This window comes from Streptomyces sp. NPDC006296 (assembly GCF_040613235.1).
GTDB lineage: Bacteria > Actinomycetota > Actinomycetes > Streptomycetales > Streptomycetaceae > Streptomyces.
Genome location: NZ_JBEXRT010000005.1, coordinates 120,667 through 134,021, shown reverse-complemented (window position 1 = coordinate 134,021; position 13,355 = coordinate 120,667). Strand labels below are relative to the sequence as shown.

Below are 13,355 nucleotides of genomic sequence, written 5' to 3'. Positions count from 1 at the left end.
CCAGATCGCACGATCCGGTGAACCGCGCATCCTTTCGACCCGGACGTTCGCATTCCGGACGAGGCTGTCCGTATGACACATGCCGGGGACAAGTACGCCGACTTCGAGGGACTGCGGGAGAAGGCGGTCGCGCTGCGGCGGGAGGGGCTGAGCCGCCGCCGGATCCGCGACCGGCTGCACGTCGACAACAACGACATCCTCAACCGCCTCCTGGAGGGCGAGCCGGCCCCGGAGTGGACGCGACGGCCGCGCGCGAAGGACGACCTGCGCGCCAGGGCCCGGGAGCTGCGGCTCCAGGGCCTGACCTACGACCGCATCCAGCTGGAGCTGGGGTGTTCGAAGGGGTCCATCTCCCGGTGGGTGCGGGATCTGCCGAAGCCGGAGCGAAGGCGCACCACCGAGCAGGCGTCCGCCCTCGCACGCCGGGGCTGGGAGGCGACCCTTCAGCGCCGCGAGGCCGAACGGGCCGGGACGAAGAAGGCGGCAGCGGCCGAGATCGGCTCACTGAGTCCGCGCGAGCTCTTCCTGGTGGGGGTGGGCCTGTACTGGGCGGAGGGATCCAAGTCGAAGCCGCACCGCCCGCAGGAGAGGGCCACCTTCGTCAACAGCGACCCGGACATGATCTCGGTCTACCTCGCCTGGCTGCGCCTCCTGGACGTACCGCCGGAACACCTCCGGTTCCACGTGCTCATCCACGAGACCGCCGACGTCGCAGCCGCGGAGCACTACTGGGCCGACCTCACCGGTGCCACGCCCTCGGCGTTCGGCAAGACCTCGCTCAAGAGGCACTCCCCGAAGACGAACCGGAAGAACACCGGCGAGGACTACCGGGGTTGCCTCGTGGTGCGCGTCCTGAAAAGCGCCGACCTGTACCGTCGCATCGAGGGCTGGTGGTGCGGCATAGTAGGGGCTGCGAAATGTTCCGATCAAGAAAATCGGACATAAAGCCACAGACCATCCCGGGTCGTCTAATGGCAGGACAAATGGTTTTGGTCCATTGAATGAGGGTTCGATTCCTTCCCCGGGAGCCCTGAGCGCGGGCCCCGACCTCACCGGTCGGGGCCCGCGCTCGTTTCGGGCGGATACGCCCCCGGTATCCTGCGGGTGTCCATCACCCGAAGCCGAAGGGCAATTCCGTGAGTGTCCACCCTCCCCACGTTCTCGGCTCCGCTCGCACAGGGGACACCCCCCTGGCCGCCGTCGTCGTCCTCGCAGCGGGTGAGGGCACCCGCATGAAGTCGAAGACGCCCAAGGTCCTGCACGAGATCTCCGGGCGCTCGCTCGTCGGACATGTCGTCGCCGCCTCCCGCGAGCTCGACCCGCAGCACCTCGTGGTGGTCGTCGGCCACGCCGGCGAGCAGGTCACCGCGCACCTGTCCGCCGGTGAGGTCCCCGTGCGCACCGCCTTCCAGGCGGAGCAGAACGGCACCGGGCACGCCGTCCGGATGGGGCTGGAGGAGCTCGGCGGGACCGTCGAGGGCACCGTCGTCGTCGTGTGCGGCGACACCCCGCTGCTCTCCGGCGGGACCCTCGCCGCGCTCGCCGCCACCCACGCCGCCGACGCGAACGCCGTCACCGTGCTGACCGCGGAGGTCCCGGACTCGACCGGCTACGGCCGGATCGTCCGCGACGCGGCCACCGGGGCGGTCACCGGGATCGTCGAGCACAAGGACGCCACCGACGCCCAGCGCGCGATCCGGGAGATCAACTCCGGGGTGTTCGCCTTCGACGGCCGGCTGCTGGCCGACGCCCTGGGCAAGGTGCGCACCGACAACAGCCAGGGCGAGGAGTACCTCACCGACGTGCTGTCGATCCTGCGGGAGGACGGGCACCGGGTGGGGGCCTCGGTGGCGGGCGACCACCGCGAGATCCTGGGCATCAACAACCGGCTCCAGCTGGCGGAGGCCAGGCGGCTGCTCAACGAGCGGCTCCTGGAGCGCGCGATGCTGGCGGGTGTGACGGTCGTGGACCCGGCGTCCACGCTGATCGACGCGACGGTGACGTACGAGCGGGACGCGATCGTGCACCCGGGTACGCAGCTGCTGGGGGCCACGCACCTGGCGGAGGACGCCGAGGTGGGTCCGAACTCCCGGCTGAAGGACACCGTCGTGCACGCGGGCGCGCGGGTGGACAACACGGTCTCGGACGGCGCCGAGGTGGGCCCGGGGGCGACGGTCGGTCCGTTCGCCTACCTGCGGCCCGGCACGCGCATGGGCGCGGGGTCCAAGGCGGGGACGTACGTCGAGATGAAGAACGCGACGATCGGCGAGGGCACGAAGGTGCCGCACCTGAGCTACGTCGGTGACGCGACCATCGGGGACCACACCAACATCGGTGCGGCGAGCGTGTTCGTGAACTACGACGGGGTGGCGAAGCACCACACCACGATCGGGTCGCACTGCCGGACCGGGTCGGACAATATGTTTGTGGCGCCTGTCACGGTCGGGGACGGCGTGTACACGGCCGCGGGTTCGGTCATCACCAAGGACGTGCCCTCCGGTTCACTGGCCGTCGCCCGGGGCCAGCAACGGAATATCGAGGGCTGGGTGGCCCGGAAGCGTCCCGGGAGCGCGGCGGCTCAGGCGGCTCAGGCGGCCGCGTCGGAGTCCGACGGCGAAAGCTGACCGGAAACAGGTGCGCCGCAGGCGGCGTACCGTGATAGATGCTCACCCATTTCGGCTGGCTCGTCGCACATCGGGACACTTGCGTGCGGTGCCAGATACACGTCTGAGGAGACTGTGCTGTGACCGGGATCAAGACGACCGGCGAGAAGAAGCTGATGCTCTTCTCCGGCCGCGCCCACCCCGAGCTGGCCGAGGAGGTCGCGCACCAACTGGGTGTCGGTCTCGTGCCGACGAAGGCCTTCGATTTCGCCAACGGTGAGATCTACGTCCGCTTCCAGGAGTCCGCCCGTGGCGCCGACTGCTTCCTGATCCAGAGCCACACGGCTCCGATCAACAAGTGGATCATGGAGCAGCTGATCATGCTGGACGCGCTGAAGCGTGCGTCGGCGCGGTCGGTGACGGTGATCGTGCCGTTCTACGGCTATGCCCGTCAGGACAAGAAGCACCGTGGCCGTGAGCCGATCTCGGCCCGTCTGGTGGCGGACCTGATGAAGACGGCGGGTGCGGACCGTGTCCTCACGGTCGATCTGCACACGGACCAGATCCAGGGCTTCTTCGACGGTCCGGTGGACCACCTGTTCGCGCTGCCGATCCTGGCGGACTACGTGGGTGCGAAGGTGGACCGGTCGAAGCTGACGATCGTGTCTCCGGACGCCGGCCGTGTGCGGGTCGCGGACCGCTGGTGCGACCGGCTGGACGCGCCGCTGGCGATCGTCCACAAGCGTCGTGACAAGGACGTGCCGAACCAGGTGAGCGTCCACGAGGTCGTCGGTAACGTCGAGGGCCGGGTGTGTGTGCTGGTCGACGACATGATCGACACGGGTGGCACGATCTGTGCGGCGGCGGACGCGTTGTTCGCGCACGGTGCCGAGGACGTCATAGTGACGGCGACGCACGGGGTGCTCTCGGGTCCGGCCGCGGACCGGCTGAAGAACTCGAAGGTGAGTGAGTTCGTGTTCACGGACACGCTGCCGACCCCGGGTGAGCTGGAGATCGACAAGATCACGGTGCTCTCGATCGCTCCGACGATCGCGCGTGCGGTGCGTGAGGTGTTCGAGGACGGTTCGGTGACGAGCCTCTTCGAGGAGAGCGAGTGAGCGTCTTCGGGTGACCGTTTCTGCGGAGGGTGACCTCCGGAGGGCCGCCTGCGGGTGATCGACTTTGGGTGCGGCCTCCCCGCCGGGTAGACTCAGTGAGTTGCTCGGCGAGGGAGGCCGTTCTCATGCGTGGTCGTGGGAACCGGTGGTCCGTTATCGACGCGCTCTTCGTAGCAGGCCTGTCGTGGGCCGGGTGACCTTCGGTTTTTCGTCACCTCACGAGGAGTGCAGCATGGCTGAGATCAAGCTCGACGCAACGGTCCGTACGGAGTTCGGCAAGGGCGCTGCCCGTCGTACCCGTCGCGCCAACCTGGTTCCCGGGGTCGTCTACGGCCACGGTGCCGAGCCGGTCCACATCAACCTGCCGGGTCACGAGCTGCTTCTCGCGCTGCGTACGGCGAACGTCCTGATCGGTCTCGAGATCGAGGGCAAGGACACCCTGGTGATCCCGAAGGCCGTGCAGCGCAACGCGCTCAAGGGCCACATCGAGCACGTCGACCTGCTGACCGTGAAGCGCGGCGAGAAGGTCAACGTCGAGATCGCGGTGCACGCCGAGGGCGACCTGGCGCCGGGTGCCAACCTGCTGGAGTACGTGCAGAACACCCTGCTCGTCGAGGCCGAGGCCACGCACATCCCCGAGTCGGTCACGGTGTCCGTCGCCGGTCTGGACGCGGGTGACTCGATCGTCGCGAAGGACATCACGCTGCCCAAGGGTGCCGTACTGGCCGGTGACGAGGACGCCATCGTGCTGCAGGTCGTCGCGGCGCAGGCCGAGGAGGAGTCCACGGAGGACGCCGAGGCCGAGGGCGCCGAGGCCTGAGCCTCGTCCCACCTGCTTGACTGACGGGGTGGCGGTTCCCTTCCAGGGGTTCCGCCGCCCCGTTTCTCTGTATCGACCGGTATGTACGCACTGCGAGGAGACCGAGCTCTGATGTCCGACGCCACCGACCCCTGGCTGATCGTGGGCCTCGGCAATCCCGGTCCCGAGTACGCGGCGAACCGTCACAATGTGGGCTTCATGGTGGCCGATCTGCTGGCGGAGCGGATCGGGGGGAAGTTCAAGCGGGCGCAGAAGGCGCAGGCGCAGGTGCTGGAGGGGCGGATCGGTCCGCCCGGGCCGCTGTCCCGTCGTGTGGTGCTGGCGAAGCCGATGTCGTACATGAATCTGTCGGGTGGGCCGGTGACGGCGCTGCGGGATTTCTACAAGGTGCCGACGGATCATGTGGTGGCGGTGCACGACGAGCTGGACGTCGATTTCGGGATGCTGCGGTTGAAGCGGGGCGGGGGCGACAACGGGCACAACGGGCTGAAGTCGATGACGAAGGCGATGGGGCCGGATTATCACCGGGTGCGGTTCGGGATCGGCCGGCCGCCGGGGCGGATGCAGGTGGCGGATTTCGTGCTGAAGGATTTCTCGTCGGCGGAGCGCAAGGAGCTGGCGTACCTGGTGGACCGGTCGGCGGATGCGGTGGAGTCGTTGCTGGCGGAGGGGTTGGAGCGGGCTCAGTCCGCGTACAACTCCTGACATTCGTGCTGCTTCCGGGGTGTTCCGCTGCCGTGGGTTGACCGGTGGCAGGGCTCTGCCCAAGGATCTGCCCCCATGAAGCGGAGTTCCTCCTCGCGCCGGATGCTGGCCGGCGGCCGTGTGTTCGCGGCGGGCTGTGTCGTGTTGTTGCTGCTGGCCGCCGGGGTGTGGACGTCGTGGGACACCGCGCACCACATCGTGCTGGCGAAGGGCCGTGAGCACGGGACGATGGTGGTGACGGCGTGCGGGGAGGATGTGTGTTCGGGGTCGTTCGCGCCGGACGCGGATGCGGCCGAGCGGTCCTCGGTGCGGGTGGAGCGGTCGGCCGCGGCGCGGAAGGGTGACCGTTTTCCCGTCGTGGTGAAGCCGGGGACGGGGGACGTGGTGCGTACCGGGACGCCGGGTCTGCTGCATGCCTGGGTGCCGCTGGGTGGTGCGCTGGTGCTGGCGGCGCTGGTGATCGGCGGGGGTATGCGGCTGACGCGGACGGCGTGGGGGACGGGGATCGCGGGTGCGGCCCTGTTGACGGCGACGTTCGTCGCTCTCTGACGGGGCCGCACCCGGGGGTGGTGCGGGGTGGTTCAGCCGGTGTTGCGGAGGCCCGCGGCCACGCCGTTGACGGTGAGGAGCAGGGCGCGGGCGAGCAGCGGGTCGGCTTCTTCGCCGCGTTCGGCGGCCTGGCGCTGGCGGGCGAGCAGGGACACCTGGAGGTAGGAGATGGGGTCCAGGTAGGCGTCGCGGATGGCGAAGGTCTGCTGGAGCGCCGGGCTGGTGTCGAGGAGTTCCCGGCCGCCGGTGATCTTGAGGACTTCCTGCACGGTGAGTGCGTGTTCGGCCTGGATGACGTCGAAGACGTGCTTGAGCTCGTCGGGGACGAGGGTGTCGACGTAGTGGCGGGCGATGCGCAGGTCGGTCTTGGCGAGGGTCATCTCGACGTTGGAGAGGAAGTTCTGGAAGAAGTGCCACTGTGCGTGCATCTCGTCCAGGACGGTGTCGAGTCCGGCTTCGCGCAGTGCCTTGAGTCCGGAGCCGACGCCGAACCAGCCGGGGACGATCTGGCGTGACTGGGTCCAGCCGAAGACCCAGGGGATGGCGCGGAGTCCGTCGAGGGAGACGCCGGAGCCGGGGCGGCGGGAGGGCCGGGAGCCGAGGTGCAGGTCGGCGAGCTGGTCCACCGGGGTGGAGGCGAGGAAGTAGGCGGGCAGGTCGGGGTCTTCGACGAGCTTGCGGTAGGCGTCGTGGGCGGCGTCGGAGACGGTGTCCATGGCCGCGTCCCAGCGGGCGAGGGCTTCGTCGGACTGGCGGGGTGCGGTGTGGAGGGCGGAGGCCTGGAGGGTGGCCGCGACGGTGAGTTCCAGGTTCTCGCGGGCGAGGGCGGGGATGAGGTACTTGTCGGAGATGACCTCGCCCTGTTCGGTGACCTTGATCTCGCCCTCCAGGGTGCCCCAGGGCTGGGCGAGGATCGCGTCGTGGGAGGGGCCGCCGCCGCGGCCGACGGTGCCGCCGCGGCCGTGGAAGAGGCGCAGGCGGACTCCGTAGCGGTGGGCGACGTCGCGGAGGCGGCGCTGGGCGCGGTGGATCTCCCACTGGGAGGTGGTGATGCCGCCGAACTTGGAGGAGTCGGAGTAGCCGAGCATGACCTCCTGGACGTCGCCGCGGAGGGAGACGAGGCGGCGGTAGGAGGGGTCGGCGAGCATCTCGTCGAGGATGACGTCGGCGGCGCGGAGCTCGTCGGTGGTCTCCAGGAGGGGGACGATGCCGATCTTGGCCCAGCCGCCGTGGAGGTCGATGAGGCCGGCTTCGCGGGCGAGGACGGCTGCGGCGAAGACGTCGTCGGCGCCCTGGCACATCGAGATGATGTAGGACTCGATGACTTCGGGGCCGAAGCGTTCGAAGGCCTGCTTGATGGTGTGGAAGACGCCGAGGGTCTTCTCGCCGGCGGCGTCGAGCGGGGCCGGGGTGGGGGCGAGGGGGCGGCGGGAGCGGAGTTCCTTGGCGAGGAGCTTCTGCCGGTAGTCGCGGGGCATGTCGGCGTAGCGCCAGGATTCCTCGCCGAGCCGGTCGAAGAGCTGGCCGAGGGTGTGGTGGTGGGCGTCGGCGTGTTCGCGGACGTCCATGGTGGCGAGCTGGAGGCCGAAGGCGGACAGCGTGCGGATGGTGCGGTCCATGCGGCCGTCGGCGAAGAGTGCGCCGCGGTGTGCGCGCAGGGAGGTCTGGATGAGCACGAGGTCGGCGAGGAGTTCGGCGGTGCCGAGGTAGTCGCAGCCGGGGCGGTGGGGGGTGCCCTTGGCGAGCCGTTCGCGGGTGTTGACGAGCTTCTGGCGGATGCAGGTGGCCTTGAGCCGGTAGGGCTCTTCGGCGTTGAGCCGCTTGTAGCGGGGGCTGATCTCGGGGAGTCGCTCCAGGTCGGTCTGGAGTGAGGTGAGGAGCTCGTCGGTGGCTCCGGTGTAGCGGATGGAGTTGGAGAGGAGTCCGCGGAGGTAGTCGACCAGTTCGAGGGCGTCGGTGATGCCGTGTTCGTGCTGGAGGATGAGGATGTCCCAGGTGACGGAGGGCGTCACGTTGGGGTTGCCGTCGCGGTCGCCGCCGATCCAGGTGCCGAAGGTGAGGGGGCGGGTGCCGGCGGGGAGTTCGACGCCGACGCGTTCGAGTTCGGCGGCGAGGTCCTCCAGGACGTCGCCGACGGCGTCGGCGTGGAGTTCGTCGAGGTAGTAGATGGCGTTGCGGGCCTCGTCGGCGGGCTCGGGGCGTACGACGCGGAGCTCGTCCGTCTGCCAGATGAGGTCGATGTGCTCGGCGAGGCGGAGGTCGTGGCGCCGGCGGTCGGCCTCGATGACGGGGGTTTCGAGGAGCTCGGCGATGCGGCGGAGCTTGTTGAGCACGGAGCGCCGTGCGGCCTCGGTGGGGTGGGCGGTGAAGACGGGCCGGACGTTGAGGTTCTTGACCGTCTGGCGGAGGTGCTCGGGGTCGGCGTCCTTGAGGCGGTCGGCGGTGCGGGCGAGGAGTCCGCCCTCGGCGGAGCGGCGGTCGCGCATCTCGTGGGCGCGGTGGACCTGCTCGGTGACGTTGGCGAGGTGGAAGTAGGTGGAGAAGGCGCGCACGAGCTGTGCGGCGGTCTCCAGGTCCGTGTCGCCGAGGAGCTCGGCCGCTGCCTCGCCGTCGGTGCGGGTGAGGGCGCGGACGCGTTCGACGAGGTCGAGGAGGTCGGGGCCCTCCTGTCGTACGAGGGTCTCGCCGAGCAGGTCTCCGAGGCGGCGGATGTCCGCGCGGAGTTCGGTGTTGGCGGCAGGGGTCTGGTCGGCACTGCTCACAGTGTGCGGCTCCTTGCAGTGGTTGAGCACGTCTGTCAGGGGAGGCCGGGGCTCTCGCGGTGCTGACGGGTCACCCCGGATGTGCAGAGTGCGGACCGCGCTGTCCGACGTCCCCAGGATAGGTGTCCGGCCGTCCGGCGTGCTCGGTGCCCTGCGGGGCGGCGCGGGTCCGCGGTACCCGAAAGGCGGGAGGGGGCGTCGGCAGGAGGGTGGTCCGGGCGGTTGTCCCGTGTTGTGCGCCCCTTCGCTGCCATACTTACGTTTCCGTAGGTTACGGAAGCGTAGCCCACTCATACCGTCATATTTCCTCACCTCGCAGGGGACTCCCCAATGCCCACCAGCTCCGAAGTGCTCGACGACGGCCTGCCGACGGCGGCAGGCGACCCAGCGGCCTCCCCGGCCACCCTGGGCGGCGACAAGAAGCGGTCGGTCGAGCAGATCGCGCTGCTGCTGTTCATCGTGGTGCCGTTCGCGGCCCTGGTCGCGGCGGTGCCGCTGGCCTGGGGCCGCGGTGTCAGCTGGCTCGACCTGGGGCTGCTGGTGGTCATGTACTACTGGGGCTGCCACGGCGTGACGATCGGTTTCCACCGCTACTTCACGCACGGCTCCTTCAAGGCGAACCGTGCGCTGCGCATCACCCTGGCCGTCGCGGGTTCGATGGCGGTGGAGGGTCCGCTGGTGCGCTGGGTGGCGGACCACCGCAAGCACCACCGGTTCTCCGACGCCGAGGGCGATCCGCATTCGCCGTGGCGGTTCGGCGAGAACCTGCCGGCGCTGGCGAAGGGCCTGTGGTGGGCCCACATCGGCTGGATGTTCAACGAGGAGCAGACGCCCCAGCAGAAGTACGCCCCCGATCTGGTGGCCGATCCGGCGATGCGGGCGATCTCGCGCCACTTCCTGGGCTTCACGATCCTCTCGCTGGCGATCCCTCCGCTGGTCGGCGGGCTGGTCACGATGTCGTGGTGGGGTGCGTTCACCGCCTTCTTCTGGGGTTCGCTGGTCCGTGTCGCGCTGCTGCACCACGTGACGTGGTCGATCAACTCGATCTGCCACGCGGTCGGCAAGCGGCCCTTCAAGTCGCGCGACCGGTCGGGGAACGTGTGGTGGCTGGCGGTGCTGTCGTGCGGTGAGTCCTGGCACAACCTGCACCACGCGGACCCGACGAGCGCGCGGCACGGGGTGATGCGGGGGCAGATCGACTCCAGTGCCCGGCTGATCCGCTGGTTCGAGATGCTGGGCTGGGCCCGCGACGTGCGCTGGCCGGACGCTTCACGTATCGCCTCCCGGCGCAAGCCCGTGGCCGCCGACCCGGCATGATTGACGACGTGGCGACCGACTCAAGCACCAGTGGCGAGAAGAGCATGCCCGCCCCGACCCGGCGGGCCCGGCGGGTCCGGATGACGGGCAAGGAGCGCCGCGAGCAGCTCCTGGACATCGGACGCGCCCTGTTCGCCGACAAGGGCTTCGAGGGCACCTCGGTGGAGGAGATCGCGGCCCGTGCCGGGGTCTCCAAGCCGGTGGTGTACGAGCACTTCGGGGGCAAGGAAGGCCTGTACGCCGTCGTGGTCGACCGTGAGATGCGCCAGCTGCTGGACGGGGTGACGGGGGCGCTGACGGCGGGGCACCCGCGTGAGCTGCTGGAGCAGGCGGCGTTCGCGCTGCTCGACTACATCGACACGTACACCGACGGGTTCCGGATCCTGGTCCGCGACTCGCCGGTCGCGCAGTCGACGGGCACCTTCGCGTCGCTGATCAGCGACATCGCCACGCAGGTCGAGGACATCCTGGGTCTGGAGTTCAAGGCCCGGGGCTTCGACCCGAAGCTGGCCCCGCTGTACGCCCAGGCCCTGGTCGGGATGGTGGCGCTGACCGGTCAGTGGTGGCTGGACGTGCGGAAGCCGAAGAAGGCCGAGGTCGCCGCCCATCTGGTGAATCTGGCGTGGCACGGGCTGGAGAACCTGGAGTCGAAGCCGCGGCTGATAGGCCACCGGAAGAACTGAGCCGGGGCGCGGCGCGGTGCTCCCCCGTCGTGCTGGCGCAGGGGTGCACCGGCGTCCCGTTCACGGGGGTGGCTCCCCCGTGGACATCGCGCCGGGCCCCTGGGCGCGCCCCGTTCACGGGACGGTCCCCCTGGACGTCGCGCCGGGGTCCGGGGCGCGCCGTGGTGCTCACCCGGCGGTGCGGGTGACGGCGAAGATCCGGCGGAACGGGAAGACCGTGCCGTGCGGGCCCGCCGGGTAGGCGGTGCGCAGCAGGTCGCGGTACTCGGTGAGGAAGGCGTCCCGGGCCTCGGGGTCGTCGGCGAGGGCGTCGAGGACGGGGAGCAGGCCGGTGCCCTTGACCCAGTCGAGGACGGGGTCCTCGCCCGGCAGCAGGTGCAGGTAGGTGGTCTCCCAGACGTCGGCGGTGCGGCCGGGGGCGGTGAGGTGCTCCAGGTAGTGCGCCGGGGTGTGCACGGCGTCGCCGTGGCGCAGGAGTCCGGCGAGGCGGCCGTGCCAGCGGGGTGATGCGGCGAGCTCCCGCATGAGGGTGTGGCTGGGGGCGTCGAAGTTGCCGGGGATCTGGAAGGCGAGGGTGCCGCCGGGGGCGAGGGCGTCCAGCCAGCGGGGGAAGCGGGCGGTGTGGCCGGGGACCCACTGGAGGAGGGCGTTGGAGACGATCAGGTCGTACGTCTCGGTGGGCGCCCAGGTGGCGGCGTCGGCCTCGGTGAAGTCGAGGAGGGGTCCGGCGTGGGCGCGGGCGCGTTCGAGCATCCGGGGCGAGCTGTCGTAGCCGGTGACGCGGGCGCCGGGCCAGCGTTCGGCGAGGAGGGCGGTGGCGTTGCCGGCGCCGCAGCCGAGGTCGGCGATCCTGGGTGCCGGTTCGTGCGGCAGGGGGCCGATGCGGGCCAGCAGGTCGTGGAAGGGGCGGGTGCGGTGGTCGGCGTGGCGGAGGTACTGCCGGGGGTCCCAGGTCGGTGCGGTCATGGGGCCAGGATCACCAGGAAGATATCTCGATGTCAAGACACTTGAATTCAAGAGACTTCATGTCGAGGCACCCTCTACACTGATCGACATGGAGGACGAGGTCGACCGACTGGTCGCTGCATGGCGCCGCGAGCGCCCCGACCTCGACGTGGAACCACTCGAGGTCCTGAGCCGCGTCTCCCGCCTGGCCCGGCACCTGGACCGGGCCCGCAGGATCGCCTTCGCCGAGCACCAGCTGGAGCCCTGGGAGTTCGACGTGCTGACGTCCCTGCGCCGGGCCGGCGCCCCCTACCAGCTCTCCCCCGGCCAGCTGCTCACCCAGACCCTGGTCACCTCGGGCACGATGACCAACCGCATCGACCGGCTGACGAAGAAGCACCTGGTGGAGCGGCTGCCCGACCCGAACGACCGCCGCGGTGTCCTGGTGCGGCTGACCGACCGGGGCCGCGACAAGGCCGACCAGTCGCTGGCCGGCCTCCTCGACCAGGAGCGGGCCATCCTGGCCGAGCTCTCCCGCGCCCAGCGGGCCGAGCTCGCCGGGCTGCTGCGCGGGCTGACCGCCCCGTTCGACAACGTCCCCGGCTGAGGGACAGGCCCCTCCCGCGGCGGGCCGGCGCACGGCGCCCCGCGCGCACAGGACGTGCGCGCGGCGGATCGAGGTGCGGGTGCAGCCGGCGCGCAGGACCTCCGAGCGGCGTGCGGGAGGTGTCCGGGCGTGCCGGGACCACCCGGCAGGGCGCCCCACCCGCCGCGTGCGCCCGCCGGGGACCACCCGCCGGGGCTACGGGACCGGGCTCAGAGGGGCCGGGCCCACCCCGGCCCGCCGGGCCAGCGCCACGGCCGCCAGGGTCGAGTGCACCCCCAGCTTCCCCAGCACGTTCTGCATGTGGGTGCGCACGGTGTGCGGGGACAGGAAGAGCCGCTCGGCGACCGCCTTGCGCCCCAGGCCCGCCACCATGCAGCGCAGCACCTCCCGCTCGCGGGGCGTCAGCGACTCGACGAGCTGCTCGCTCTCGGTGCGGTGCCTGCGGGCCGCCGTCAGCTCCCGCAGGACTCCGGTCAGCAGAGCCGGCGGCAGGTGCGTCTCGTCCCGCAGCACGCCCCGTATGACGGTCAGCAGGCGTTGCAGCGAACAGTCCTTGGCCACCCAGCCGGACGCCCCCGCCTGCAGGGCCGCCGCGGCCCGCCGCGGGTCGTCCCGCTCGGCGAGCACCACCGTGCGGAGCGGGGACTGCCCCGACCGCACCCCGGCCACCAGCGAGATCCCGTCGACCGGCCCGGGGCCGTCCTCCGGTGCAGCGCGCGGCGCCGGGACGGCACGGCTGCCGGACAGGACGCCCAGATCGGCGTCGACCAGCATCACGTCGTAGCGGCGCCCCTCCGCGGCCGCGCGCTCCAGACACCGCAGTGCGGCGGGGCCGCTGCCCGCCGCGGACACGTCGACGTCCGGTTCGGCCGCGAGGGCCGCGGCCAGCGACTCGGCGAAGATCCGGTGGTCGTCGACCACCAGGACACGGATACGCGCCACAGACACCCCCATGCTGTGTGAACTCCGGGGCGTCCCGTCCGTGGCCGGCCCCGGCGGGGCGGAGCGCGGCGGACGCGGCACCCGGGGCACTCCGGTTAACCGCCGGGCGCACGACCGCCGCCGTGTGCCGGCCGTCACCCGCCCCGGGTGTCGCATCCGACTGTCTCGTCCCCTGAAACGACACCGGCCCCCACCGGTGCTGAGGATCAGCGTACGGCGGGCGGCCGGTGCCGGAAGGAGATTCGCGGAACTGACCACCCGACGTGTCCAAGGGCTGTCCCGTAATCCCCGGTGGATCAGCGCG

At 70.8% G+C, this 13,355-nt stretch carries 12 protein-coding genes and 1 tRNA gene; 10 read left to right on the top strand and 3 right to left on the bottom strand.

The window, feature by feature from the left end:
* Window positions 1-72 precede the first annotated feature (72 nt).
* The 7 genes from ABZ172_RS05560 to ABZ172_RS05530 all read left to right on the top strand — a co-directional run bounded on the left by ABZ172_RS05560 (window position 73) and on the right by ABZ172_RS05530 (window position 5,795).
* Entirely contained in the window at window positions 73-945 is an 873-nt protein-coding gene (locus ABZ172_RS05560) for a hypothetical protein (protein WP_356880503.1), read from the top strand.
* A gap of 12 nt (window positions 946-957) precedes the next feature.
* Window positions 958-1,028 (top strand) — tRNA-Gln (locus ABZ172_RS05555).
* A 162-nt stretch (window positions 1,029-1,190) separates the two neighbouring features.
* Window positions 1,191-2,624, top strand: a complete 1,434-nt coding sequence (gene glmU, locus ABZ172_RS05550; protein WP_356880634.1) for a bifunctional UDP-N-acetylglucosamine diphosphorylase/glucosamine-1-phosphate N-acetyltransferase GlmU — start codon at window positions 1,191-1,193, stop codon at window positions 2,622-2,624.
* Between the two features lie 119 nt (window positions 2,625-2,743).
* Window positions 2,744-3,721 (top strand): ribose-phosphate diphosphokinase, encoded by a 978-nt coding sequence (locus ABZ172_RS05545; protein WP_356880501.1) that lies wholly within the window; start codon window positions 2,744-2,746, stop codon window positions 3,719-3,721.
* 232 nt (window positions 3,722-3,953) lie between these two features.
* Window positions 3,954-4,541: a 50S ribosomal protein L25/general stress protein Ctc gene (locus ABZ172_RS05540; RefSeq protein ID WP_356880499.1), complete on the top strand. Its 588-nt coding sequence runs from the start codon at window positions 3,954-3,956 to the stop codon at window positions 4,539-4,541.
* Between the two features lie 111 nt (window positions 4,542-4,652).
* Window positions 4,653-5,246, top strand: a complete 594-nt coding sequence (pth, locus tag ABZ172_RS05535; RefSeq protein WP_356880497.1) for an aminoacyl-tRNA hydrolase — start codon at window positions 4,653-4,655, stop codon at window positions 5,244-5,246.
* Between the two features lie 75 nt (window positions 5,247-5,321).
* Complete coding sequence (locus ABZ172_RS05530) at window positions 5,322-5,795, top strand: hypothetical protein (protein WP_356880495.1); 474 nt, start codon at window positions 5,322-5,324, stop codon at window positions 5,793-5,795.
* Between the two features lie 32 nt (window positions 5,796-5,827).
* On the opposite strand, the gene ppc is transcribed toward ABZ172_RS05530, so the two are convergent.
* Window positions 5,828-8,557 (bottom strand): phosphoenolpyruvate carboxylase, encoded by a 2,730-nt coding sequence (ppc, locus tag ABZ172_RS05525; RefSeq protein ID WP_356880493.1) that lies wholly within the window; start codon window positions 8,555-8,557, stop codon window positions 5,828-5,830.
* Between the two features lie 330 nt (window positions 8,558-8,887).
* Here ppc and ABZ172_RS05520 point away from each other — a divergent pair, with 330 nt between their 5' ends.
* Both ABZ172_RS05520 and ABZ172_RS05515 read left to right on the top strand, forming a co-directional pair.
* Complete coding sequence (locus ABZ172_RS05520) at window positions 8,888-9,874, top strand: fatty acid desaturase (RefSeq protein ID WP_356880491.1); 987 nt, start codon at window positions 8,888-8,890, stop codon at window positions 9,872-9,874.
* Window positions 9,871-10,557, top strand: coding sequence for a TetR/AcrR family transcriptional regulator (locus ABZ172_RS05515; RefSeq protein WP_356880489.1), 687 nt, complete (start codon window positions 9,871-9,873; stop codon window positions 10,555-10,557). Before ABZ172_RS05520 ends, ABZ172_RS05515 begins: the two co-directional genes overlap by 4 nt.
* 168 nt (window positions 10,558-10,725) lie before the next feature.
* Here the strand turns inward: ABZ172_RS05515 and ABZ172_RS05510 are convergent, their stop codons facing one another.
* On the bottom strand, window positions 10,726-11,523 hold the full coding sequence (locus tag ABZ172_RS05510) for a trans-aconitate 2-methyltransferase (RefSeq protein WP_356880487.1): 798 nt from the start codon (window positions 11,521-11,523) through the stop codon (window positions 10,726-10,728).
* Between the two features lie 88 nt (window positions 11,524-11,611).
* Between ABZ172_RS05510 and ABZ172_RS05505 the strand changes: the two genes are divergently transcribed.
* Window positions 11,612-12,109 (top strand): MarR family transcriptional regulator, encoded by a 498-nt coding sequence (locus ABZ172_RS05505; protein ID WP_356880485.1) that lies wholly within the window; start codon window positions 11,612-11,614, stop codon window positions 12,107-12,109.
* Window positions 12,110-12,304: 195 nt separating this feature from the next.
* On the opposite strand, the gene ABZ172_RS05500 is transcribed toward ABZ172_RS05505, so the two are convergent.
* Window positions 12,305-13,063, bottom strand: a complete 759-nt coding sequence (locus ABZ172_RS05500; RefSeq protein WP_356880483.1) for a response regulator transcription factor — start codon at window positions 13,061-13,063, stop codon at window positions 12,305-12,307.
* Window positions 13,064-13,355: the final 292 nt, after the last annotated feature.